The organism is Pseudomonas sp. NFPP28, assembly GCF_900115535.1.
GTDB classification, from domain to species: domain Bacteria; phylum Pseudomonadota; class Gammaproteobacteria; order Pseudomonadales; family Pseudomonadaceae; genus Aquipseudomonas; species Aquipseudomonas extremorientalis.
In genome coordinates, this window is record NZ_FOWT01000003.1 from 473,887 (window position 1) to 498,043 (window position 24,157).

Here is a 24,157-nt window from a genome sequence, read left to right on the forward strand (position 1 = left end):
CAAAGGAGTCAGCCCATGCAGCTCGAAGGATCCTGCCATTGCGGCGCCGTCACGTTCAGCCTCACCAGTGCCCACCCCTACCCTTACCAGCGCTGCTACTGCTCGATCTGTCGCAAGACCCAGGGCGGTGGCGGTTACGCGATCAACCTGGCCGGTAACACCGCGAGTTTGAAGGTGCGCGGACGCAAATCCATTACGATCTACCACGCCAGACTCAAGCCCGAAGGCGCCAGCCGTGCCCATGCGAGTAGCGCCGAGCGGCACTTCTGCTCGCAGTGCGGCAGCGCGCTGTGGGTGTTCAGCCCGGAATGGCCGGAGCTGATCCACCCGTTTGCCTCGGCCATCGACACACCATTGCCGGTGCCGCCGGACCATACGCACTTGATGCTGGGGTCGAAGGCGCCGTGGGTGGAGGTCACGTTGCGCAAGGGCGATCAGCAGTTCAATGAGTATCCCGAAGAATCCATTGCCCAGTGGCATGAGCGGCATGGGCTGGCCCGTTAACACTCTTTGACAGTTTCTCGACAAAGCTGTCAAAGACCCCCAGGCGCCACGCCCCTAGCATTCGAGCATCCAAACCACCTGCCGGGTGCTCTTCATGCTTCGCACATTGCGCGGTATTCCATTGCTCGGTTGCCTGCTGGGCAGCATCGGCTGCCATGGGCAAGCCTCTGCCCCGCCGCCGATCCCCAAGGGCGACTACAGCGCGATCATCCGCTACCTGCAAACCCGCATCCCTCGGGACATGGCCCAGGCCAACGTGCCCGGTTTGTCGATTGCCCTGGTCAATGGCCAGGAGTTGATCTGGGCCGCTGGGTTCGGCTTGGCCGACAAAACACTGGGCGTGCCGGTGACGCCGAACACGGCGTTTCGCGCCGGTGCGATCTCCAAGCTGCTCACCGCCAGCGCGGCCCTGCAACTGGTTGAACAGCAGCGGCTGGCGCTGGATGCACCGATCCAACAGACATTGCGCGAGTTCTACGTGCGCTCGCGCTTCCACACCGACCAGCAGGCCGCCGACCGCGACATCACCTTGCGCCGCCTGCTCAGCCATCAATCCGGCCTGCCCAGCGAGCACCTGCGCGACCTGCGCAACAGCTATGCCATGGGGCAGATGCCGATGCGCCTGTCCGGCGTCTGGCTGAGTACACCGCCCGGCACCCAGGTGGCGTATTCCAACCTGGGTTATGCGCTGGTCGGCGCGGCGATCGAGCGCAGCAGCGGCAGAGCGTTCGAAGCCCAAATGCAACACAGCCTGCTCAAGCCGCTGGAGATGAACCAGGCGAGTTTTATCGGCACCGCCGCACAGGTGAGCTATCGCGCCCAGGGCTATCAGGACGGTATCGCCAGCACCGACGCGCAGGTGCGCGACCTGGCGGCCGGCGGCTTGTGGGCCAGCCCCAAGGACCTCAGCCATTACGTGCAGATGCTGTTCGCCGAGGGCCTGTACAAGGGCAACCGGGTAATGAACCAGCGCTCCATCGATGACATGTTTACCCAGCAAAACACCGGCAACGCCCTGGACTTCGATTGCCGGATCGGCCTGGCCTGGTTTCTCGCACCGTGCGGTGACGAGCCGGTCGGGCCTGGGGTGCGCACCTATCAGCACAGCGGTGGCGGCGATGATTTCGCCGCGCAGTTGACCCTGCTGCCAGACCAGCAACTGGCGGTGATCATCATGGCCAATGACAGCAACGCCGAAGACCTGGTTGCCACGTTGACCACCGACACCCTGCGCCTGATGCTCCAGGCGCAGACCGGCGAGCCGGTGTGCAGCGAAGACTGCCAGGCGCCCCGCCACGGGCTCAAGTTGCGCCAGGTGCCGGCCGCCGTCGACCGCCAGCGCCTGTCCGGGTTTTACGCCACCGCCTGGGGCGTATTCCGCATCCGGGACGACGCCGGTCGGCTGCGCGGTGAACTGGCCGGCTACGACTTCGAGCTGCTGCGTGACGATCACGGCTGGCTGCGCGCGCAGAAGAAAGTCTTGGGGTTCTGGCTCAAGGACCTCGGCGAACTCGGCCGCGTGCAGTTGGATGTGATCACCGTGCAGGGCCGGCAGATGCTCACCGCGCGCAGCCACGGCCAGCGCATCGCCATCGGTGAACGCATCGACCCGCCACCCTTGCCCATGGCCTGGGCCGACACCGTCGGGACCTACCAAGTGCTCAACACCCACGAGCCCGATGCGCCGTTGAGCGGCATCAGCGTGCGCTTGGAAGAAGGTTTCCTGGTGATTCGCGGCCAACTGCACGACGAGCCGCTGACCGACTACATCCTGCTGCCCGTGGACAACGCCCATGCCGTGCTCGCCGGCAACGGCTATGGCCTGGGCGACACCGTCAGCCGCCAGGTCAACGGCCTGAGCGCCTCGGGCTACTCCTTCAAACGTACCCATCCACCCTTGAGTTTCTGACTGACATGAAAACCCTGATGAGCCCCAAAAACCTCTGCCTGTCCCTCACCTCGCTGTGTTTGCTGGCAGGCGCCGACGCAGCACTGGCCGAGGACTGGACCTACAGCCTCAAAGCCGGCATGGCCAATCTGCCGCGCTACAGCGGCAGTGACGAGCGCATGACTGCCCCGGTGTTCGGCGGCGCCATTGTCAGCCCCTGGGGAATTTTCCTCGATACCGACAAGGGCCTGGGCTGGGGCTACGAAGGCAACGCCTTGAGTTTCAGTGCGTATGTCGGCGCCAGCGCATCGCGCAAGGACAAGAACGAATCCCTGCACTTGGGCTCCAAGCGCCTCAAGGGCATGGGCGAAATCAAGTCACGCCCGCAACTGGGCGTGAGTGCCCACTACAATCTCGGCGGCGCCATTGTCGGCGCGACCCTGGAACATGCCCTCAAGGAAGATGACCACAAGGACAGCGGCAAGGCGTTCACCCATCTGGAATTGAGTCTGGGCACCACGCTGTACGAGGGGCGTTATGGCTCCGTCGATGCCAGCATCAACAGCCACTTTGGCGACCGTGACTATATGCAGACCTGGTACGGCGTCACTACCGGCCAAGCCGCGCGCAGCCGCTTCAAGGCCTACAAGGCCGGTGCCGGCAATATCAGCAATGGCCTGAACCTGGCCTGGAGCCTGCCGATCAGCGAGCACACCGAGTTCTCGACCTTGCTGGATGTGCAGTACCTGGCGGATGAAGCGGGCAAGAGCCCGATTGTGGAGCGACGGTTGCAGACGTCGGTGATGGGCGTGCTGGAATACACGTTCTGATTGGATAGGTGGGAGGGGGCTTGCCCCCGATGGCGGTGCATCAGTCCATATCGCTATCGGGGGCAAGCCCCTCCCACACTTGGATCTCCATTGAATGTAAAAGCGCTATTCGGCGTACGCCCAGGTCATCCGGAACGACGCGCCGCCCCATTCCGAATCCTGCACTTGCACCTGGCCGCCGTGCCACTGCGACACCCGCTGCACCAGTGCCAGGCCCAGGCCAAAGCCACCGGTGCGACGGTCGCGGCTGTCGTCCAGGCGCATGAAGGGCTGGAAGATCTTCGAGCGGCCTTCCTCCGGCACGCCTGGGCCGTCATCACACACCCGCACTTCATAGCCACTGCCGAACTTGACCAGCGACACTTCCACACGCCGCTCGGCATACCGAATGGCATTGCGCAGCAAGTTGATCACCGCCCGCGCCATAAAACGCGGTTCGATCTGGATGTAGTCCACTTCGCAGGTGCGCAACGACAACTGGATACCGGCGGCTTCGGCCTCCAGCGCCACGCTGCCGATCACACTGTCGAGCCAACTGTGGGCCTCGATGCGCTCGCGGGTGACCTGGGTGGCGCCGCGCTCCAGGCTGGCGTAGGTGAGCAGTTCGGAGACCATTTCTTCCAGCTCGCCCAGGTCGGCATACATGTCGGCAATCAGTTCGCCGCGCAGACGCGGGTCGACTTGTTGCTTGAGCTGGTCGAGTTCGAACGACAGGCGCGCAATCGGCGTGCGCAGCTCGTGGGACACGGCGTTGGTCAGTTCGCGCTGGTTGGCGATCAGGCTTTCGATGCGTTCGGCCATCTGATTGAAGTGCCCCGCCAGCTCGCGCACGGTGGAACGGCGCGGCAGCAGGATGCGTGAACCGAGGTCGTTGTCACCGAAGCGTTGTGCGGCCAGGCGAATATGCTCCAGGTCGCGCCAGTGCGGGCGCACCCAGAAATACAGGACGATCGCCAGGCACACCCCGAGAAAACCATAGGCCCACAGGTAGAGCCACTTGGGCTCTTCCGGCAGTTTGATTTCCAGCAACTGCGGGCCACCGTCAATGCTGGCGAGGAACTCCATGAAATCACCGCGCACCACCAGCAAGTCAGCGGCCAGCAGTTGTGTCTCGCGTTCGGTCAGCGCCTGGGTGTCCTTCTGGACCAACCTCAAATGCAGCCCATAATGGGGCTGCAACTCGGCCAGCCGGGCCTGGCGTTGCTCGGCGCCGAGCGGACGCAGCTGTTCCACCAGGGCATACGCCGGGCCGCGCAAGGCTTCGCGGTTATAGGTTTCGTTGGCTTCGGGCAGCAGCTCGTCGAAGGTGTAGTTGACCAGCCAGATCGCCCCCGCCAGACCGAGGGCCAGGATCACATACAGGCGCAGAAACAGCCGCAGCATTTAAGCCTCCCACGCGAACGGGTTGAACAGGTAGCCCTTGCCCCAGATGGTCTTGATGCACACCGGTTCACGGGGGTTGTCGTTGAGCTTGCTGCGCAGTTTGCTGATGTACACGTCGACGCTACGGTTGAGGCCGTCGAACGCGATACCGCGCATGCGGTTGAGGATGTCATCGCGGGACAGGATCGTGCCTGAGTTGCTGGCCAGCAGCCATAACAGCTCGAATTCCATGGTGGTCAGATCGATCTTGTCATCCCCCAGGCTGACCCCCCGACAACTGCGATCGATGGCCAACCGCCCGAACGCCAGGGCACCACGCACCGTCGGCTCCGGGGCCTGGCGCCGTTGCAGGGCACGCAGGCGCGCCAGCAGCACGGGCGGCTTGATCGGTTTGATCACATAATCGTCGGCACCGGACTCCAGTCCCAGGATGTGGTCCAGGTCATCTTCCTTGGCCGTCAGGATCACAATCGGCGTGTCAGACACCGTGCGGATCCCACGGCACACATGCAGGCCACTCTGGCCAGGCAGCATCAGGTCCAGCACGACGATCTTCGGCTTGAACGCCAGGAACGCTGCAAGGGCCTCATCGCCCCGGTGCTCCACGCGCACCTCGAAGCCATGCTGCGCCAGGAAGTGCGCGATCAGCCCCGCGAGTTTTTCGTCGTCTTCAACGAGCAAGACCTTGCCCAGCCCCAGGTTTTCCATAAGTTCTCAGTGTGCAGACGCAGATTGAAGAGCGGGCATTATAAGTGGCAAGCTGCCCAACTTAAGCAACTGGCCAGCCGTTGCCGACGAAGCTTCATGCTTTTAAGAGTTTTTAACAAATACCCCGCACTCTTTAACGCCAGCCACAGGGAGTTGTATGCGCAAGGATTACCTGGCGTTCTTTGTTTCGCTGTTCCTCTCGCGGTTGGCGGACCAGATCCTGCTATTCATCGTGCCCCTGATCGTATTCCAGACCACGCAGAGTGTAGCCTGGGCCGGGCTGGCGTTCTTCGTCGAGTCGCTACCGCGTTACCTGGCGTTCCCGGTGTGTGGCGCCTTGTGCGATAAATTCGCGCCAGTGCGCCTGCTGCAGATCAGCCAGGTTTACCGGGCGCTGGCGTGTGTGCTCGCGGTGGTCTTGCATGGGGTGTTCGATGGCCTCTACTGGATTGTCCTGCTCTCGGCGTTGTGCGGGGTGCTGACGACCCAGGGCATCATGGCGCGGGAAGTGCTGATGCCGCACATCTTCGCGCACTACAGCTACGCCAAGACCCTCTCCTACTCGCAGATCGCCGACCAGAGCGGGCTGGTGCTGGGGCCGCTGGTGGCGGCGCTGATGCTGGAAGTCTGGGCCTGGCATTGGGTGGTGCTGGGGGTGGCCGGATTGTTTGTACTGGCCGACCTGGCGATGCGCGCGTGGCAACGCTCCAGCACGGCGCACCTGGAAACCTTCGAACAGCATCAGGATATCTGGCTGCAACCGCTGAAGATTGCGTTCGGGCATATCCGCAGCCTGCCGGACTTGAAACGGATCATCACCCTGGCCGTGGGGGTGAACCTGATCATTGGCGTCACCCTGGCCACATCGGCGGCGATGGTCACCGGCCACTTTGCAGCAGACAAGGACGCCTATGCCCTGCTGCAGGCAGCGGGTGCACTGGTGACCATCGGCATTCTGTTTTATCTGGCCCGGGCCGGCCTGCCGTTGAAAGTGCTGGGCGGCTTGTCGTATTCGATGATCGGGGTGGGGGCGTTGATCATGGCCGCAAGCCCCGGCGTATGGCTGTATGCCGTGGGTTTCCTGCTGGTGACCGGCTTCGACAAGATGTTCAACGTCTACCTGCGCAGCACCCGCCAGCGGGTGATCCCCGTGCAGGACTTCGGCAAGACCGTGGGCGTGATCACCCTGCTCAACAACCTGCCGCAACCCTTGGCGGGCCTGGCGGTGGCGTTGCTGGCGGCGCCGCTGGGGACGCAGGCGGTGATCCTGCTGTTGGCCGGGATCGCCGCATTGCTCGGTGTGGCCGTGGCCTCAGGCTGGCACGCCACTGTGAAAGCGGAACTCGATGTCGGGTGACTCGATCAGGTCCTGCTCGGTCGCCCTGACCCGCTCGATCACCTGGGCGATGTCCTTGGCGTCGCCGTACTGGTACGCCAGCTTCAGGTAACCCTGGAAGTGCCGCGCCTCGCTCTTCAGCAGCCCGAAATAGAACTTGCCGAGTTCTTCGTCCAAATGCGGCACCAGGGCTTCGAAACGCTCGCAACTGCGCGCTTCGATAAAAGCACCGACCACCAGGGTGTCCACCAGTTTCACCGGTTCATGGCTGCGCACCACTTTGCGCAAGCCCGAGGCATAGCGCCCGGCATGCAGCTGGCGCAGCTCGATCTTGCGCTTTTTCATCAGGCGCATGACCTGCTCGTGATGCACCAGCTCCTCGCGGGCCAGGCGCGACATCATGTTGATCAGGTCGACATGGCTGTAGTACTTGGCGATCAGGCTCAGGGCGGTGCTGGCGGCTTTGAATTCGCAGTTCTTGTGGTCGATCAGCAGGGTTTCCTGATCGGCCAGCGCGGCCTGGACCCAGGCATCAGGGGTGCGGCAACCGAGGAATTCGTGGATTTCTGGCAGGTTCATCGGGCTCACGGGCAAAAGGATCACAAAAGGCCGGCGATTATACCGACCCCGCCGCAGACCACCAGCCACCGGCCTTGATGTGCATCAACATGACGTGCGCGCGCCAGCAACTATAGTTGTTCCAGGCCCCGCCCTTTTTATGGAGATCCCGATCATGCAAGCCATCCGCAGCATTCTGGTGGTCATCGAACCCGAACATTCGGAAAGCCTGGCCCTCAAGCGCGCCAAGCTGATCGCCGGGGTCACCGACGCACACCTGCACTTGCTGGTGTGCGACAAGAAGCATGAGCACTCGGCGCTGCTGGCGCTGCTCAAGGCGGGCCTGCAGGAAGATGGCTACCACGTCAGCACCGAGCAGGCATGGAATACCAGCCTGCATGAAACCATTATCGACGTGCAGCAGGCCGAAGGCTGCGGGCTGGTGATCAAACAGCATTTCCCGGACAGTCCACTGAAAAAAGCCCTGCTGACGCCGGCGGACTGGAAGCTGCTGCGCTATTGCCCGAGCGCGGTATTGCTGGTCAAGACGTCTACACCCTGGACCGGCGGAAAGATCCTGGCGGCGATCGACGTAGGCAACACCGATGGCGAACACCGTTCGCTGCACAATTCGATCATTGACCATGGCTTTGATATCGCCAACCTGGCCAAGGCGCAGTTGCATGTGATCAGCGCACATCCGTCACCGATGCTGTCGGCGGCGGACCCGACGTTCCAACTCAAGGAAACCATCCAGGCGCGGTATCGCGAGCAATGCAGGGCGTTCCAGGCTGAGTTCGATGTGGATGACAAGCACCTGCATATTGAAGAAGGCCCTGCCGATGTACTGATCCCCTACCTTGCCCACCAATTGCCGGCGGCGGTCACCATCATCGGCACCGTGGGGCGCACAGGTCTTTCCGGGGCGCTGATCGGTAACACCGCAGAGGTGGTGCTGGATGCCCTGGAGAGTGATGTGCTGGTGCTGAAACCTGACGAAGTGATGGACCGTCTGGTGGAGCAGGCCACCAAGGCCTGATGCCGACCTTTCAAACAATGAAGATAAAAAGTGGGAGGAGGCTTGCCCCCGATGAGGGTGTGTCAGTTGATAAATCCCGGGCTGACACACTGCCATCGGGGGCAAGCCCCCTCCCACGGGGTTATCCGTTGTCAGGTGGAAAACACATCGCGCAGGAGACCCGGCGCGATATAGCGCTGGTAATGCGCCTCGGACAGGATAAAGAACTCACGGTCAATCGCATCGCGCAGGTCCGGCAACGGCCAATCGCGAAATTCCGGTAATAGCACCATCCCATACGCCTCCAGGTTGGAAATCACCCGCGCGCCCCGGGCGATCAACTGGTAGGCCCAGCAGTACTCGGACTGGTGCGGCACGAAGCGGATCTTGCGCTGTTCCAGCTGGCCGCGCAGGGTCTTGGGGTCGAAGACCTCCAGTTTGCCGGCCATCACCTGCACCAACAGCTGCTCCAATCGCAGCCAGACCGCGCGTTTTTCTTCCTCGTTATAGCCATTCCACTGGATCACTTCGTGGTGGAAGCGCTTGCAGCCACGGCACACCAGATCGCCGTAAACCGTGGAGCACAGGCCGACGCAGGGGGTCTTGATGGTTTGGTTGGACATGGGTAACGACACGCAGATCAGCAAAACAATGCGCCATGTTAGCCCTTTGTCTAAGCGTGATCACCCAGCAAACTTGGTCAGGCAACTTACCTTTAGAAATTTTTTGCCGTAGAATCATCCGGCCTTGTAAGGCGCCAATAATCCGCTGGAAGCTGTTTTCAAAGCGTCACGAGCACAGTCGTTCCTTCAGAACGGTGTTGGCGCGGGCCCTGACTCGGTAGGTCAAAGCCCTCGCCAACCCTCATCAGCTCCGTTCTGCAGGCGTAAAACTTTGAAAGCAGCTTCTGTGAGGAATGCCGGCAGCGCTGGCTTTGCGGCCCAAAAAGCCCCCGAGCGCATGCGTGCCGTTCATTTCTGGATGAGCGTCCCGTGGGACCACTGATGAGGGTAATAACTGTGCTTGAAGCCTACCGCAAACATATCGAAGAGCGCGCAGCCCTGGGTATTGTTCCCCAGCCGCTTAACGCCGAACAAACCGCAGGCCTGGTCGAGCTGCTGAAAAATCCTCCGGCTGGCGAAGAAGAATTCCTCGTTGACCTGATCACCAACCGCATTCCACCAGGCGTTGACGAAGCTGCCTACGTCAAGGCCGGTTTCCTGTCTGCCCTGGCCAAGGGCGAAGCCACTTCCCCCCTGATCGACAAGAAACGCGCCGTTGAACTGCTTGGCACCATGCAAGGCGGCTACAACATCGTGACCCTGGTCGAGCTGCTGGACGACGCCACACTGGCTCCCGTCGCCGCCGCCCAACTCAAGCACACCCTGCTGATGTTCGATGCGTTCCACGACGTGGCCGAAAAAGCCCGCAACGGCAACGAACACGCCAAAGCCGTGATCCAGTCCTGGGCTGACGGCGAGTGGTTCCGCAACCGCCCGACCCTGGCCGACAAGATCAGCCTGCGCGTATTCAAGGTGACCGGCGAAACCAATACCGACGACCTGTCCCCTGCGCCGGATGCCTGGTCCCGTCCCGACATCCCACTGCACGCCCTGGCCATGCTGAAAATGGCCCGTGAAGGCATTGTGCCGGACGAGCAAGGCAAGACCGGCCCGATGAAGCAGATCGAAGAAATGCGCGGCCAGGGCTTCCCGATCGCCTACGTCGGTGACGTGGTCGGTACCGGTTCCTCGCGTAAATCCGCGACCAACTCCGTACTGTGGTTCTTCGGCGACGACGTTCCGTACGTGCCGAACAAGCGCGCTGGCGGCTTCTGCTTCGGCAGCAAGATCGCCCCGATCTTCTACAACACCATGGAAGATGCCGGCGCACTGCCAATCGAATTCGACGTTTCCAACATCAACATGGGCGACGTGATCGACCTGTACCCGCATGCTGGCAAGGTCTGCAAACACGGCACCGACGAAGTCATCACCACCTTCGAAATGAAGACTCCGGTGCTGTTGGACGAAGTCCGCGCCGGTGGCCGTATCCCGCTGATCATCGGTCGCGGCCTGACCGACAAGGCCCGTGCCGAGCTGGGCCTGGGCCCAACCGACCTGTTCAAGCTGCCTGAAGCGCCTGTCGACACCGGCAAAGGCTTCACCCTGGCGCAGAAAATGGTCGGCAAGGCGTGCGGCCTGCCAGAAGGCAAAGGCGTTCGTCCTGGCACCTACTGCGAGCCGAAGATGACCACCGTGGGTTCCCAGGACACCACCGGTCCGATGACCCGTGACGAACTGAAAGACCTGGCGTGCCTGGGCTTCTCGACCGACCTGGTAATGCAGTCGTTCTGCCACACCGCGGCCTATCCAAAGCCGATCGACGTGACCACCCACCACACCCTGCCTGACTTCATCATGACCCGCGGCGGTGTATCGCTGCGTCCAGGCGACGGCATCATCCACAGCTGGCTGAACCGCATGCTGCTGCCGGACACCGTGGGTACCGGTGGTGACTCCCACACCCGTTTCCCGATGGGCATTTCGTTCCCGGCCGGTTCCGGTCTGGTTGCGTTCGCCGCAGCCACTGGCGTGATGCCACTGGACATGCCGGAATCGATCCTGGTGCGCTTCAAAGGCAAGATGAAGCCTGGCATCACCCTGCGTGACCTGGTTCATGCCATTCCTTACTACGCGATCCAGTCGGGTCTGCTGACTGTAGAGAAGAAAGGCAAGAAGAACGCCTTCTCCGGCCGCATCCTGGAAATCGAAGGCCTGAACGACCTGACGCTGGAACAGGCTTTCGAGCTGTCCGACGCCTCGGCAGAACGTTCGGCTGCCGGTTGCACCATCAAGCTGTCGAAAGAGTCGATCACCGAATACCTGAACTCCAACATCACCCTGCTGCGCTGGATGATCGGTGAAGGCTACGGCGATGCACGCACCCTGGAACGTCGCGCCCAAGCGATGGAAGCCTGGGTCAAGAACCCTGAGCTGATGGAAGCCGATGCCGACGCGGAATACGCCGAAATCATCGAGATCGACCTGGCCGACATCAACGAGCCGATCCTCTGCGCACCGAACGACCCGGACGATGCCCGCCTGCTGTCGAGCGTTGCCGGCGAGAAGATCGACGAAGTGTTCATCGGTTCGTGCATGACCAACATCGGTCACTTCCGTGCGGCCGGCAAGCTGCTGGAGCAGGTCAAGGGTCAGCTGCCAACCCGTCTGTGGCTGTCGCCGCCGACCAAGATGGACGCTCACCAACTGACCGAAGAAGGCTACTACGGCATCTACGGCAAGGCTGGCGCGCGCATGGAAATGCCGGGCTGCTCGCTGTGCATGGGTAACCAGGCACGTGTTGAGCCGAATTCGACCGTGGTGTCGACGTCGACCCGTAACTTCCCGAACCGTCTGGGTGACGGCGCCAACGTCTACCTGGCTTCGGCCGAGCTGGCAGCGGTAGCTTCTACCCTGGGTCGCCTGCCGACCGTCGAAGAGTACATGGGCTACGCAGCGAAACTGGACACCATGGCCAGTGACGTCTACCGCTACCTGAACTTCGACCAGATCGCCGAGTTCCGCAAGATCGCAGCAAGCGCCAACATCCCGGTGATTCAAGCCTAAGGTGTTGATGTGAAAAAACGCCGCGTATCGTGAGGTACGCGGCGTTTTTTATGCCTGGAATGCAGTACAAATGTGGGAGGGGGCTTGCCCCCGATAGCAGTGGGTCAGCCAATAAATCCGGCACTGAGACACCGCGATCGGGGGCAAGCCCCCTCCCACATTTTTACCGCGTCAGGTTTAAGCGAAGAACGAATAGACCACCGCAGTAATCGCCACCAGGCCAACCGCCGTGACGAACACATTGGACGCCTGCCCCCGGTACTTGGCCATGGCCGGCACCTTGCGAATGGCATACATCGGCATCAGGAACAGAATCGAAGCAATGATCGGACCGCCCAGCGCCTCGATCATACCGAGGATGCTCGGGTTCAACGTCGCCACGATCCAGCACACCACCAGCATGAACGCCGCCGTCATGCGGTCCAGGCGCTTGGCCTCAGGGCGACGACCGGTCTTCAGCACCAGCCCCTTGAGGCCTTCACTCGCACCGATGTAATGGCCCAGGAACGACTTGGCAATCGCCACGAACGCAATCAACGGCGCTGCGAACTCGATGGTCGGGTTATTGAAGTGGTTGGCCAGGTACGACAGGATCGACAGGTTCTGCGCCTTCGCTTCGGCCAGTTGCGCCGGCGACAGGGTCAGCACGCAACTGAACACGAAGAACAGCACCATCACCACCATCAACAGGTGCGCGCGGGACAGGATCTGCGAGCTGCGCTCATCGGCGTGGGCGCCGTACTGGCGCTTCTGGTCCACCGCAAAGGCCGAGATGATCGGCGAATGGTTGAACGAGAACACCATCACCGGGATCGCCAGCCACAACGTGTTGAGCAGTGCGGACGGTGCGGGGATGACGCTGGCGGTGCTGAGGATGCCGCCGTTCCAGTGCGGAATCAGGTACACCGCCAGGAACAGCAACGCGACGATGAACGGATACACCATCAGGCTCATGGCCTTGACGATCACTTGCTCGCCGCAACGCACCACGGCCAGCAGGCAGAGGATCAGCACGAACGACAGGATCGCCCGGGGCGGTGGCGCAATGTGCAATTGGTGTTCCATAAAGCTGCCGACCGTGTTGGTCAACGCCACGCTGTAAATCAGCAGGATCGGGAAGATGGCGAAGAAGTACAGCAAGGTGATCAGCGCGCCGGCCTTGATGCCGAAGTGTTCTTCCACCACGTCGGTGATGTCGGAACCTTCACGGCCGGACAGCACGAAGCGGGTCAGGCCACGGTGGGCGAAGAAGGTCATCGGGAACGCCAGCAGCGCCAGGATCACCAGGGGCCAGAAGCCGCCCAGGCCCGCGTTGATCGGCAAGAACAGCGTACCGGCGCCAATGGCGGTACCGAACAGGCCAAGCATCCAGGTGGTGTCCTGGCGGCTCCAGCTTGTGAGGGTTGCAGGTGTCGTTGCATAGCGTTCGTCGACGCTATTGGCCTGATCATTCATCCGGTCGGATCTCCGCATTTACACGGCCGGGACGAGTCAGAAAAACCTGACAGGCAGCGCCCCGACCATAGAAGGGGCCGGATTGTCCGGGATTCTTGTGAATAAGCAAAGACTTAGCTGAGGAACGGTGGTGCGGTGCAAGCCCGCAGGGACGGCTGTAGACGGCGGTTTTCGGGGCCTGTGGCTGAAGGCAGAATATACATTCCCGTACCAATCTATTTTAGAATCACGGCTGTTACTGTAGTTTTCACACAACGCCCGCCGCTTATCCAGAGAGCCCCGCCATGCCTCGCGTCTCCCGCAAACAAGCCGATCTCAACCGCGAAATCATCGTCGAGGCCGCCACGCACCTGTTTCGTGAGCGCGGACTGCACGGTATCAGCCTGTCAGACGTGATGGCTGCTGCTGGCCTGACCCACGGCGGATTCTACGGGCACTTCGCCTCCAAGGAAGCCCTGGCCACCGAAGCCTGCCAACAGGCATTCGAGCACGCCAACCTGGGCTGGCAGGCCAAAATCGAGCACAGCGACGATCAACAGGCCGCGCGCCAGGCGGTGCTGGGGCCCTACCTGACCGCCACCCACCGCGACAACCCCGGCGACGGCTGCCCGGTCTCGGCTTTCGCCCCGGACATGTGCCATGAACCGGCCGATACCGCTTTGCAGCGCACGTTTATAGAAGGCGTTGAAAAGTCCCTGGAGATCTTCGCCCAACTCGAGGACGGTGACCGTCAAGCCATGCTGGCCCAGTACGCAATGATGGTGGGCGCAGTGACCCTGGCACGTGCGACACGGGGCAATAGCCTGTCGGACGAGTTCCTGAAGGCTGCAAGAAATGCCCTCCTGCCCGTTGACAGCCCTTCCCCCGTCCCGGCATGACCAGGCCATGAACTTTTTCCGGCTCGTCCCTCACCCGTACCACCACGACCGCTTCCGGCGGCGGGCAAGCGCAGTCGAGACCCGCTTCTGACCGCACAAATACCGCATACTCCTCCCCTCAAACCCTTCAGGAAGAGCCTTCCGATGACCGCCACTGTTCTGGTCCTGGTTGAAACCATCAACGAATACCTGCCCATCATCGAGGGCAATGACTTTCATGTGATCCTCGCGCCGACACCCGCCGAACGCGCCGAAGCCATCAAGGCCCACGGCAGCCAGATCAAGGCGGTGCTGACCCGTGGTCCGCTGGGCTTGTACGCCGAGGAAATCGCCGCCCTGCCCCTGCTGGAAATCATCTGCGTGATCGGCGCCGGCTACGAACACGTCGACCTGCAGGCCGCCAGCAATCGCGGGATCGTGGTCACCAACGGCGCCGGGGTGAATGCGCCGTCGGTGGCCGATCACGCCATGGCGTTGCTGCTGGCGCTGGTGCGCGGCATCCCGCAGACCGACGCCGCGGTGCGTCGCAACGAATGGCCCAAAGTGATGCGCCCGTCCCTGGGCGGCAAGCAATTGGGCATTCTCGGGTTGGGCGCCGTAGGTATGGAGATCGCCAAGCGCGCCGCCCTGGGGTTCGGCATGCAAGTGAGCTATCACAACCGCCAGCCCCGTGACGATGTGGACTACACCTACTGCGCCACCGCCGTTGAACTGGCGCGCACCTCGGACTTCCTGATCCTGGCCACGCCGGGCGGTGCCAGCACCCGCCACCTGATCGACCGCCACGCCCTGGATGCCCTGGGGCCGAATGGCTACCTGGTCAATATCGGCCGTGGCAGCGTGGTAGTCACCGCCGACCTGGTCGCCGCCCTGGAGCAGCGGCGCATCGGTGGCGCCGCGCTGGATGTGTTCGACGATGAGCCCAAGGTGCCCGACGCGCTCAAGAAACTCGGCAATACCGTGCTCACCTCCCACGTGGCCGGGCTGTCGCCGGAAGCGGCCCATGACACCGTGCAGCGCGTGGCCGACAACCTGGTGGAGTACTTTGCCGGCCGCCCGGTGCTCACTCCGGTCGCCCTGCCCCCGCCTACGAAATGACCGATCAGGCACGCTGATCATCCTCCAACACGCTAACCTATTAAGCCGCCCCGACCTTGTCGCTGGGCGGCTGTGCGCATTAGATTAGGAAATAGTCCGAGGCCTTTAGAATAAGCAGAAGGGATAAGCATGGCGCTGAACGACCAATCGACCCAGATTCGCCCAGGCGAAGAGCTTGATGCCAGCCTGATCGATCCCTACCTCAAGGCCCATATCCCGGGCCTGGACGGCACGCCCAGGATCAGCCAGTTTCCCGGTGGCGCGTCGAACCTGACCTACCTGTTGGAATACCCCGGCCAGGAATTCGTGCTGCGTCGCCCACCCTTTGGCCACAAGGCCAAGTCCGCCCATGACATGGGCCGCGAATACCGCATTCTCAACCAGCTCAAGGACGGTTTCCCCTATTGCCCCAAGGCCTATGTGCATTGCACTGACGAGTCGGTGATCGGTGCCGAGTTCTATGTGATGGAGCGCGTCAACGGCATCATCCTGCGCTCCGACCTGCCGCCCGAACTGGGCCTGGATGCGACCAGGACCGAGGCGTTGTGCAAAAGCTTCATCGACAAGTTCGTGGAACTGCACCAGGTGGACTACCACGCCTGCGGCCTGGCCGACCTGGGCAAGCCCGACGGCTACGTGGCGCGCCAGATCCGCGGCTGGAGCGACCGCTACGAAAAGGCCCTGACCCCCGACGCACCAAGCTGGGAAGCCGTACGCGCCTGGCTCGACGACAAGATGCCGGCCGATCACCCCACGTCCAGCATCGTGCACAACGACTACCGCTTCGATAACGTGATCCTCGACCCGCACAACCCGATGCAGATCATCGGCGTGCTGGACTGGGAACTCACCACCCTCGGCGACCCGCTGATGGACCTGGGCAACACCCTCGCCTACTGGATCGAAGCGGCGGACCCGGCGCCGGTGCAGTTGATGCGCCGCCAGCCGAGCAACGCCCCCGGCATGCTCACTCGCCGTGAGTTCGTCGACTATTACGCCGAACGCTCGGGCATCCAGATCGACAATTTCGACTTCTACTACACCTACGGCCTGTTCCGCCTGGCCGGCATCGTGCAGCAGATCTACTACCGTTTCTTCCATGGCCAGACCCAGGACAAACGCTTTGCGCAGTTCATTCACATGAACAAGCTGCTCGAGCAGATGAGCCTGAACGTCATCAGCAAATCGTCCCTTTAAGGAACCGCTATGTCCAAGACCCACCTGTTCGACCTCGATGGCAAGATCGCATTCGTTTCCGGCGCCAGCCGTGGCATCGGCGAGGCCATCGCCAAGTTGCTGGCCCAGCAAGGCGCCCACGTGATCGTCTCCAGCCGCAAGCTGGAAGGCTGCCAGCACGTCGCCGATGCGATCATCGCCGACGGCGGCAAGGCCACGGCCATCGCCTGCCATATCGGTGAAATGGAGCAGATCACCCAGGTGTTCGCCGGTATCCGCGAGCAGTTCGGCCGCCTGGATATCCTGGTCAACAATGCCGCGACCAACCCGCAATTCTGCAACGTGCTGGACACCGACCTCGGTGCGTTCCAGAAGACCGTGGACGTGAACATCCGCGGCTACTTCTTCATGTCCGTGGAAGCCGGCAAGCTGATGCGCGAGAACGGCGGCGGCAGCATCATCAACGTCGCCTCGATCAACGGGATCTCGCCGGGTGTGTTCCAGGGCATCTACTCGGTGACCAAGGCAGCCGTGATCAACATGACCAAGGTGTTCGCCAAGGAATGCGCGGCGTTCGGCATTCGCTGCAACGCCCTGCTGCCGGGCCTGACCGACACCAAGTTCGCCTCGGCGCTGGTGAAGAACGATTCCATCCTGAAAATGGCCCTGGCGCAGATCCCGCTCAAGCGTGTGGCCGACCCGAGCGAGATGGCCGGTGCGGTGCTGTTCCTGGCCAGTGACGCGTCAAGCTACACCACCGGCGTATCGCTGAATGTGGACGGCGGTTTCCTGTCCTGAGTACACCTGGGTTTCTACAGATCGATTTGCGCGTAACCTTGGCGCAGATCGAACTGTCCCAGGATGAAACATGGAACTCCACATCGTCATCAACGGGCGCAAGGACCTGGCTGCCCAGCTTTATCAGCAGTTGCGTGAAGCCATCGCCACCGGCCGACTGGCGGCGGGCGCGCAATTGCCACCCAGCCGCCTGCTGGCCGAGCAATTGGGCGTATCGCGCAAGACCGTGTCCGACACCTACGCCACGTTGACCTATGAAGGCCTGCTGGTGGGCAAGATTGGCCGTGGCACCTTCGTCAATGCGTGGGCGCCACAGACGAATCGCGTGCAAACCGCCACCGACCTGGCCTGCGCCGCCAACCTGGCGAAATGGCAGGCACTGCCCTCGCCCATGCGTCATCCCACCCGCGACAGCACCTTGCGCTACGAATTTATCGGCGGTGCGACCAGCCGCCACCAGTTCCCCCTGGATGAATGGCGCCGCTGCACCCAGGACGCGCTGCGGCGCATTGCCCAGAACAGTGGCTTCTACAGCCAACCCGAAGGTTTGCCGGCGCTGCGCAGCGCAATCGCCGGGCACATCGCGTTCTCCCGTGGCGTCAACTGCCGCGACACCGACATCGTGGTCACCAACGGCGCGCAACAGGCGCTGGACCTGATTGCCCGCGTGGTACTGGAACCGGGCAGCGTTGTGGCGATGGAAGACCCCGGCTACAGCCCCGCCCGCCAGATGTTCATGGCGGTGGGCGCCCAGGTCGCCAGCGTGCCGGTGGATGAACAGGGCATCCGGGTCGACCTGATTCCCGACGGCACACGGCTGATCTATGTGACGCCCTCCCACCAGTTCCCCCTGGGCATGCCCATGAGCCTGGCGCGTCGTGAAGCCTTGCTGGCGCGGGCGTTCGAGCTGGGCGCGATCATTATCGAGGACGATTACGACAGCGAATTCCGCTATGAGGGGCGGCCCACCGACTCGCTGCAAAGCCTGGACACCCGTGGTGTGGTGACCTATGTGGGCACCTTCTCGAAAACCCTGCTGCCCGAGTTGCGCCTGGGCTACGCAGTGCTGCCGCCGGCGATCTACGGCGCGGTGCTCAAGGCCAAGCAATTGACCGACCAGCACAGCTCCACCCTGCCCCAGTGGGCGTTGGCCAAGTTCATCAGCGAGGGCTACCTGCTCAAGCACATCCGCCGCTGCCACACGATCTACGCCGGGCGCCGCGAGCGGATCCTGCAGCGCCTGGCGGGGGATCTGTCGCCGTGGTTCGAAGCGGTGCCGACCGTGGCCGGGTTCCACATGGCGGCGCTGTGCAAGGTGCCGGTGGACATGCCGCTGCTGATGGAGCTGGCGCGCCAGGCAGAAGTGGGCTTGTATCCCCTGGATGTGTTCTTCCACGATGCGCCGGTACGTCCAGGCCTGATCATCGGCTTCGGTGCCATCGAGGCCCTGGACATCGACCCGGCGCTGGATACGGTCCGCGATATTCTCCAGCAGATTGGCTAGCGGATTTTCCGCCGGATTGGTCATTGGTCACTCAGGCCCTGCGGCGTAGGGTGAAGAGGTCTCGAACTACTCGGAAACCTCATCATGAAACGACTGCTCGCCGCCTCCCTGATGCTCGCCTCGCTCAGCGCCTTTGCTCACGAACCGGTGTACAACCAGGAGTCGATCAAGGTCTTGCAGGAGCATGCGCTGGCCAATGTCCCGGGCAAGAAAACCCTCATGCTCACCGTCGATTACGCCCCCGGGCAGGCCACCGTGCCCCACAGCCACACCGGCACCGCCGTGGCCTATGTGCTGGAAGGCGCGATCACTTCACGGGTGAATGACGAGCCCGCGAAAACCTACAAGGTCGGCGAGTCGTTCTACGAGCCAGCGGGTTCCCGCCACTTTGAATCGAGCAATGCCAGCCAGACCAAGCCGGCCAGGTTGCTGGTGGTAATGGTGCTGGATGACAGGGCCGAGGTGCTTACCCCCCTGCCCAAGTAACCCACCACGCCACAAATCAGGAAGGTGGGAGGGGGCTTGCCCCCGATAGCAGAGTGTCAGCCAATGAATCTGCTACTGATACGCCGCCATCGGGGGCAAGCCCCCTCCCACATTTTGATTTGTATCGGTCAGTGACTCAGGGGCGTTTGAACTGGCGGCGCAGGCCTTCGATCCGCTCGCGACAAGCACAGCCTTCCAGGTGATCATTGACCATGCCCATCGCCTGCATCAACGCATACATCGTGGTCGGCCCAACGAACGTCCAACCGCGCTTCTTCAAGGCCTTGGACAATCGCACCGAGGCCGGCGACGTGGGATTGCCCGTCCAGTAAGCCATGTCCACCACCGCCGGCCGTTCATCCTCATCGGGTTCGAACGCCCACAACCAGCGCGCCAGCGAACCGGTCTCATCCACCAGCTCACACGCCCGGCGCGCATTGTTGATCGTGGACACGATCTTGGCCCGATTGCGCACAATGCCCGGGTCCTGCATCAACCGCGCGATATCTGCTTCGCCGTACTGCGCCACCCGCCGAAAATCAAAGCCTTCGAAGGCCACCCGGAACTGCTCGCGCTTGCGCAGGATGGTGATCCAGGCCATGCCCGCCTGAAAGCCCTCCAGGCAGATCTTCTCGTACAGCTGAATGTCATCCGCCACCGGCACGCCCCATTCGTCGTCGTGGTAACGCGGGTATTCCGGCGCCGCCGTGCGCCAAGTGCAGTGGGTCTGCCCGGTGTCGTCAGTGGTCAGTCCTGGTGTGTCCATCCATCACCTCATGTGCCGAGCAGCGGATGATAAGCGAAAAAAATTCCGCCCTGCCAACCGCTCAAGCATCGCCGTTACCGACCAACTGGTCAGACCGGGACCTGTCAACCGCCAAATAATTGCTTGTGATTTCAAAAATACTGGGCGTAGACTGGCCCCGCACTGGACTTACCGGTAAGACCACAACAATTAAGCCCTGGAACCACCAGGGCACCGAATAGAGATCCCTCCCATGCTCAGATGGTGCTCGCGTTCGATTTTCCTGCAAGTCGTGATTGGCCTGATGCTCGGCATCGCCTGCGGCCTGGCCCTTCCCGAATTCTCCTCGCAACTCAAACCCCTGGGTGACGGCTTTATCAAGCTGATCAAAATGCTGATCGGCCTGATCGTGTTCTGCGTGGTGGTCAGCGGCATTTCCGGCGCCGGCGACTTGAAGAAAGTCGGACGCATCGGCCTCAAGTCAGTGATCTACTTCGAGATCCTCACCACCGTCGCGCTGGTGATCGGCCTGGTCATGGCCTTCAGCACCGGCATCGGCCAAGGCGCCAATATCCATCTGGAACAATTGTCCTCCGCTGGTTTGAATGAACTGGCCGACAAGGGCCAGCACATCCGCGGCACCAGTCAGTTCCTGATGGACCTGATTCCCAACTCGGTCATCGGTGCCTTTGCCGACAACAACGTGCTGCAAGTGCTGCTGTTCTCGGTGCTGTTCGGCAGCGCGCTGAACCTGGTGGGCGAAGCGGCGTCGGGCATCTCGCGACTGATCAACGAACTGAGCCACATCATTTTCCGCATCATGGGCATGATCGTGCGCCTGGCGCCGATCGGTGTGTTCGGCGCGATCGCCTTCACCACCAGCACCTATGGCCTGGACTCCCTGCAACACCTGGGCAGCCTGGTGGGCCTGTTCTACCTGACGTGCCTTGCCTTTGTCGCACTGATCCTCGGCGTGGTGATGCGCCTGTCGGGCCTGCGCATGTTGCCGCTGCTCAAGTACCTGCGTGAAGAACTGCTGATCGTGATGGGCACCGCTTCCTCTGACGCCGTGCTGCCACAGATCATGCGCAAGCTGGAGCACCTGGGCATTGGCAGTTCCACCGTGGGCCTGGTGATTCCAACGGGGTATTCGTTCAACCTCGATGGGTTCTCGATCTACCTGACCCTGGCCATTGTGTTTATCGCCAACGCCACTGGTACACCCCTGTCGATGACCGACCTGCTGACGATCCTGCTGGTGTCGTTGATCACCTCCAAGGGCGCCCACGGCATTCCGGGGTCGGCGCTGGTGATCCTGGCGGCGACCCTCACCGCGATCCCGGCGATTCCGGTGGTGGGCCTGGTGCTGGTGCTGGCGGTGGATTGGTTCATGGGCATCGGCCGTGCATTGACTAACCTGATCGGCAACTGCGTGGCGACCGTGGCCATTGCTCGCTGGGAAAAAGACATCGATATCCAGCGCGCCAACAAGGTGCTGGACGGTCAGCAAGGCTATGCCTTCCAGGCCAAGAAGCCGGTATTACCGGCGCATCAAGAGTTCTGAAATGTCGGAGGGGGCTTGCCCTCTCCCACACATCCATTTGCAAGATCAGGGAGACGCACGACGTGATCAGCACCTCAACCGTCGTCAATTCAGTCGTAGAAAAACTCCGCGCCGCCTTGGCGCGTGGTCAGTGGCGCCGGGGTGAAATGCTCCCCGGCCAACGCGAACTGGCCGAACAGATGGGCATCAGCCGCCCCAGCCTGCGTGAAGCGGTGATCGTGCTGGAGACCCTCGGCCTTGTGCGCTCCATGCCTGGCAAAGGCGTAGTGGTGCTGGAAACCAGCGTCAGCGAACCGCAATCCAGCGACGCGGTAGCCGACGCCAGCCTGGAAGACATCCTGCAACTGCGCTACACCCTCGAACCCTTCATTGTCGGCCTGGTAGCGCAGTCCATCAGCAGCAAGGAAGTCGGCCAACTGCGCCTGACCTTGATGGACATGCGCGAAGCCCTCGACGCGGGCGACGCCGAAGCCGGCATGAACGCCTACATCGGCTTTCACGAAGAGCTGTTCGCCCTTACCTCCAACCCGATCTTCCAGAACGTGGTGCAACAGACCAGCAATGCCCTCAAGCAAAGCGCCCAGGTACTGCGCAACTCGCCCGAACACCTGGCCGAACGCCTGCAGGAAAACGAAGCCGTAGTACGCGCCATCCGCAACAAGAACAGCGCCCTGGCCAGTGCCGAGATGCGGCGGCACATCCTTCGGGAAGGCCTGCGCATGGGTATTCGCTTGAACATCCCGGACGACCATCTGGGCAGCTGATTTTTTGGAGACAGGCCATGACCGCCCACGCCTTGCACTACGACCCTATCCTCCCGACCCTGCGCCTGGTCGCCGGTAAAAAGCCTTCAGTGGATGACATCTATCCGCGCTTGTTCGACGCCATCCTCGAACAGCGTATTGCCCCAGCCAGCCGTTTTACCGAAGAAGGCCTGGGCGAGACCTTTGGTGTGAGTCGCAGTGTGATCCGCCGGGTCCTGGCCAAGCTGTCCCATCAGCAAGTGATCATCCTGCGCCCCAACCAGCGCGCCCAGGTGGCAGCACCGGACGCACAACAGACCCGGGAAATTCTGGAAGCGCGGCGACTGACGGAAATCACCGTGGTGCAACTGGCCTGCGCCCAAGCCACTCCCGCGAAAATACGCCAGTTGCGCGACTTGATCACCAGGGAGCGCGAATGCATCGAGCGCGACCAGCGTGGGCCGGCGATTCGGTTATCCGGGGAGTTTCACCTGCAGCTGGCAAAGATCGCCGGTAACGAGCCGCTTGCACAGTTCCTCAACAGCCTGGTGCCGCTCACGTCACTCGCAATCGCTCGCTATGAAGCGCAAGCCTGTACCTACTGCGCATGGCAGGAGCATGGGGCAATTGCCGACGCCATTGAACAGCAGGACGTCACCCGCGCCGTCAACCTGATGACCCTGCACCTGAATCACCTGGAAAGACAACTGAATCAATGACGACGCCCCTCACACCCTAGGTATGTACCGCCCGGATACCGACCTGCTCCATACCCTGTGTCTGCACAACTAAAGTGCCTAATCACAGGTCATCATCATGTATGTAGATACTCAAACCATGCCTGCGCTGTTCGCGCTGCTCACACAGCTGAATGCGCAGAAAAGCCTACTGGGTGAAACAATCAATGGATCACTGGGACAACTGAATGAGATCGCGACAAAGATCGGCTTTGAACTGCTCGCGCTTGAGAGCTATGACAAAGCCGAGCTATGCCTGACGATTGCCGCCGCCCAAGGCAAGGCTCAAGCCCAGTACGCAATGGCAACCTGCGTTACCCGCCGGGACGGTGGTTTTCGCATTGCCTCGCAAGAAACTCGCCAATGGCTGAGGCTGGCGGCGGCTCAAGACTACGTCCCGGCACTGATGCGTTTGGGCGATACCCAATCCCTGCGCAAAGCCGCTGAAATACTCACCCCCAAGGCGGAGGCCGGAGATACTCAGGCCATGAGCTTCCTGTTTAAACTCGACAAGGATGTGAATTGGTTGAAAAAAGCCGTTGCCCTCAACGATTCTTCAGCGCAATTCGAGCTCGCCGAGGCCTATCACGATACTCCGCAACTGATCCCCAACGCCGTGGAACGTCACGCACTGATCGAAGAGCTTCGGCAGAAAGCGGCCGACGGCGGTAGCGTGCCGGCGCTGGCTGAGCGTGTTTTCTCCCAAACGTCCACCGCAGACATTCTGGAAAAACAACAACGACTGGTCCAGCTCGCTTTATTGGGTCAACTCGATGCGTTGGTGGAATATGGGTATGCACTGGCAGGCATGCCGCAAATTAACCAAGGGCTGTCCCTTGTCGTGCAGCGACACACCGTGGCACCGCGGACGTACGGACTTGAAAGGGATTTCGCCAAGGCCTATGCAGTGCTGGGCATGGTTCTGCCGAAACTGACCAACCCCCTCGCGGCTGAAAACCTGCAACATGACATGGATGCTATTTGGCATCAAATGACGCCGCAACAGTATTCGGCCAGCGAAGCAATCCGCGTCAGCCTGCATGAACGTATAGAACACGTATTCAAATCCTTCGTCCCCTTCATCATCGTGGGCGCACCGCATTGATCCCAGAACATCTG

At 61.8% G+C, this 24,157-nt stretch carries 22 protein-coding genes; 16 read left to right on the forward strand and 6 right to left on the reverse strand.

Annotated features, from left to right (window positions below):
* The first annotated feature begins 15 nt into the window (after positions 1–15).
* The 3 genes from BM110_RS10905 to BM110_RS10915 all read left to right on the forward strand — a co-directional run bounded on the left by BM110_RS10905 (position 16) and on the right by BM110_RS10915 (position 3,222).
* Positions 16–504 carry a GFA family protein gene (locus tag BM110_RS10905; RefSeq protein WP_092244121.1) on the forward strand — a complete coding sequence of 163 codons (489 nt, stop codon included), beginning with the start codon at positions 16–18 and terminating at the stop codon, positions 502–504.
* A 94-nt stretch (positions 505–598) separates the two neighbouring features.
* Entirely contained in the window at positions 599–2,413 is a 1,815-nt protein-coding gene (locus tag BM110_RS10910) for a serine hydrolase domain-containing protein (protein ID WP_092244124.1), read from the forward strand.
* 17 nt (positions 2,414–2,430) lie between these two features.
* A complete protein-coding gene (locus tag BM110_RS10915; protein WP_093513421.1) occupies positions 2,431–3,222 on the forward strand; it encodes a MipA/OmpV family protein in 792 nt (263 codons plus the stop codon).
* Positions 3,223–3,327: 105 nt separating this feature from the next.
* On the opposite strand, the gene BM110_RS10920 is transcribed toward BM110_RS10915, so the two are convergent.
* Both BM110_RS10920 and BM110_RS10925 read right to left on the reverse strand, forming a co-directional pair.
* On the reverse strand, positions 3,328–4,605 hold the full coding sequence (locus BM110_RS10920; RefSeq protein WP_092244127.1) for an ATP-binding protein: 1,278 nt from the start codon (positions 4,603–4,605) through the stop codon (positions 3,328–3,330).
* A complete protein-coding gene (locus BM110_RS10925; RefSeq protein WP_092244131.1) occupies positions 4,606–5,313 on the reverse strand; it encodes a winged helix-turn-helix domain-containing protein in 708 nt (235 codons plus the stop codon).
* 157 nt (positions 5,314–5,470) lie between these two features.
* On the opposite strand from BM110_RS10925, the gene BM110_RS10930 reads away from it, so the two are divergent.
* The gene (locus tag BM110_RS10930) at positions 5,471–6,670 is read left to right on the forward strand and encodes an MFS transporter (protein WP_093513372.1); all 1,200 of its coding nucleotides are present in this window, start codon (positions 5,471–5,473) and stop codon (positions 6,668–6,670) included.
* Here BM110_RS10930 and BM110_RS10935 read toward each other — a convergent pair.
* Complete coding sequence (locus BM110_RS10935) at positions 6,626–7,228, reverse strand: MiaE family protein (RefSeq protein ID WP_071487932.1); 603 nt, start codon at positions 7,226–7,228, stop codon at positions 6,626–6,628. The two genes, BM110_RS10930 and BM110_RS10935, sit on opposite strands and share 45 nt — an antisense overlap.
* Positions 7,229–7,382: 154 nt before the next feature.
* Between BM110_RS10935 and BM110_RS10940 the strand changes: the two genes are divergently transcribed.
* Entirely contained in the window at positions 7,383–8,246 is an 864-nt protein-coding gene (locus BM110_RS10940) for a universal stress protein (protein ID WP_093121199.1), read from the forward strand.
* A gap of 131 nt (positions 8,247–8,377) precedes the next feature.
* Here BM110_RS10940 and BM110_RS10945 read toward each other — a convergent pair whose 3' ends face one another.
* Entirely contained in the window at positions 8,378–8,848 is a 471-nt protein-coding gene (locus BM110_RS10945) for a DUF1289 domain-containing protein (RefSeq protein ID WP_092244140.1), read from the reverse strand.
* Between the two features lie 396 nt (positions 8,849–9,244).
* On the opposite strand from BM110_RS10945, the gene acnB reads away from it, so the two are divergent.
* Positions 9,245–11,854 (forward strand): bifunctional aconitate hydratase 2/2-methylisocitrate dehydratase, encoded by a 2,610-nt coding sequence (gene acnB / locus BM110_RS10950; RefSeq protein WP_071487935.1) that lies wholly within the window; start codon positions 9,245–9,247, stop codon positions 11,852–11,854.
* Positions 11,855–12,031: 177 nt separating this feature from the next.
* Here acnB and BM110_RS10955 read toward each other — a convergent pair whose 3' ends face one another.
* A complete protein-coding gene (locus BM110_RS10955) occupies positions 12,032–13,309 on the reverse strand; it encodes a serine/threonine transporter (RefSeq protein WP_093513373.1) in 1,278 nt (425 codons plus the stop codon).
* Between the two features lie 284 nt (positions 13,310–13,593).
* Here BM110_RS10955 and BM110_RS10960 point away from each other — a divergent pair, with 284 nt between their 5' ends.
* The 6 genes from BM110_RS10960 to BM110_RS10985 all read left to right on the forward strand — a co-directional run bounded on the left by BM110_RS10960 (position 13,594) and on the right by BM110_RS10985 (position 19,249).
* Positions 13,594–14,187: a TetR/AcrR family transcriptional regulator gene (locus BM110_RS10960; RefSeq protein WP_093513374.1), complete on the forward strand. Its 594-nt coding sequence runs from the start codon at positions 13,594–13,596 to the stop codon at positions 14,185–14,187.
* A gap of 144 nt (positions 14,188–14,331) precedes the next feature.
* The gene (locus tag BM110_RS10965) at positions 14,332–15,285 is read left to right on the forward strand and encodes a 2-hydroxyacid dehydrogenase (protein WP_092244153.1); all 954 of its coding nucleotides are present in this window, start codon (positions 14,332–14,334) and stop codon (positions 15,283–15,285) included.
* Between the two features lie 129 nt (positions 15,286–15,414).
* Complete coding sequence (locus BM110_RS10970) at positions 15,415–16,482, forward strand: phosphotransferase family protein (protein ID WP_092244157.1); 1,068 nt, start codon at positions 15,415–15,417, stop codon at positions 16,480–16,482.
* A 9-nt stretch (positions 16,483–16,491) separates the two neighbouring features.
* Positions 16,492–17,259: an SDR family oxidoreductase gene (locus BM110_RS10975; protein WP_071487940.1), complete on the forward strand. Its 768-nt coding sequence runs from the start codon at positions 16,492–16,494 to the stop codon at positions 17,257–17,259.
* 70 nt (positions 17,260–17,329) lie between these two features.
* Positions 17,330–18,763, forward strand: a complete 1,434-nt coding sequence (locus BM110_RS10980) for a MocR-like pyridoxine biosynthesis transcription factor PdxR (RefSeq protein WP_093513375.1) — start codon at positions 17,330–17,332, stop codon at positions 18,761–18,763.
* Between the two features lie 84 nt (positions 18,764–18,847).
* Entirely contained in the window at positions 18,848–19,249 is a 402-nt protein-coding gene (locus tag BM110_RS10985) for a cupin domain-containing protein (RefSeq protein WP_093513376.1), read from the forward strand.
* 136 nt (positions 19,250–19,385) lie between these two features.
* On the opposite strand, the gene BM110_RS10990 is transcribed toward BM110_RS10985, so the two are convergent.
* Entirely contained in the window at positions 19,386–20,015 is a 630-nt protein-coding gene (locus BM110_RS10990; RefSeq protein WP_093513377.1) for a DNA-3-methyladenine glycosylase I, read from the reverse strand.
* 217 nt (positions 20,016–20,232) lie between these two features.
* Here BM110_RS10990 and BM110_RS10995 point away from each other — a divergent pair, with 217 nt between their 5' ends.
* From BM110_RS10995 to BM110_RS11010, 4 genes are all read left to right on the forward strand, one after another.
* Complete coding sequence (locus tag BM110_RS10995; protein WP_170856073.1) at positions 20,233–21,558, forward strand: C4-dicarboxylate transporter DctA; 1,326 nt, start codon at positions 20,233–20,235, stop codon at positions 21,556–21,558.
* 62 nt (positions 21,559–21,620) lie between these two features.
* Complete coding sequence (locus BM110_RS11000; protein WP_092244184.1) at positions 21,621–22,322, forward strand: FadR/GntR family transcriptional regulator; 702 nt, start codon at positions 21,621–21,623, stop codon at positions 22,320–22,322.
* 17 nt (positions 22,323–22,339) lie between these two features.
* Positions 22,340–23,020 carry a GntR family transcriptional regulator gene (locus BM110_RS11005; RefSeq protein WP_071487945.1) on the forward strand — a complete coding sequence of 227 codons (681 nt, stop codon included), beginning with the start codon at positions 22,340–22,342 and terminating at the stop codon, positions 23,018–23,020.
* Between the two features lie 97 nt (positions 23,021–23,117).
* Positions 23,118–24,143: an SEL1-like repeat protein gene (locus BM110_RS11010; protein WP_102642511.1), complete on the forward strand. Its 1,026-nt coding sequence runs from the start codon at positions 23,118–23,120 to the stop codon at positions 24,141–24,143.
* Positions 24,144–24,157: the final 14 nt, after the last annotated feature.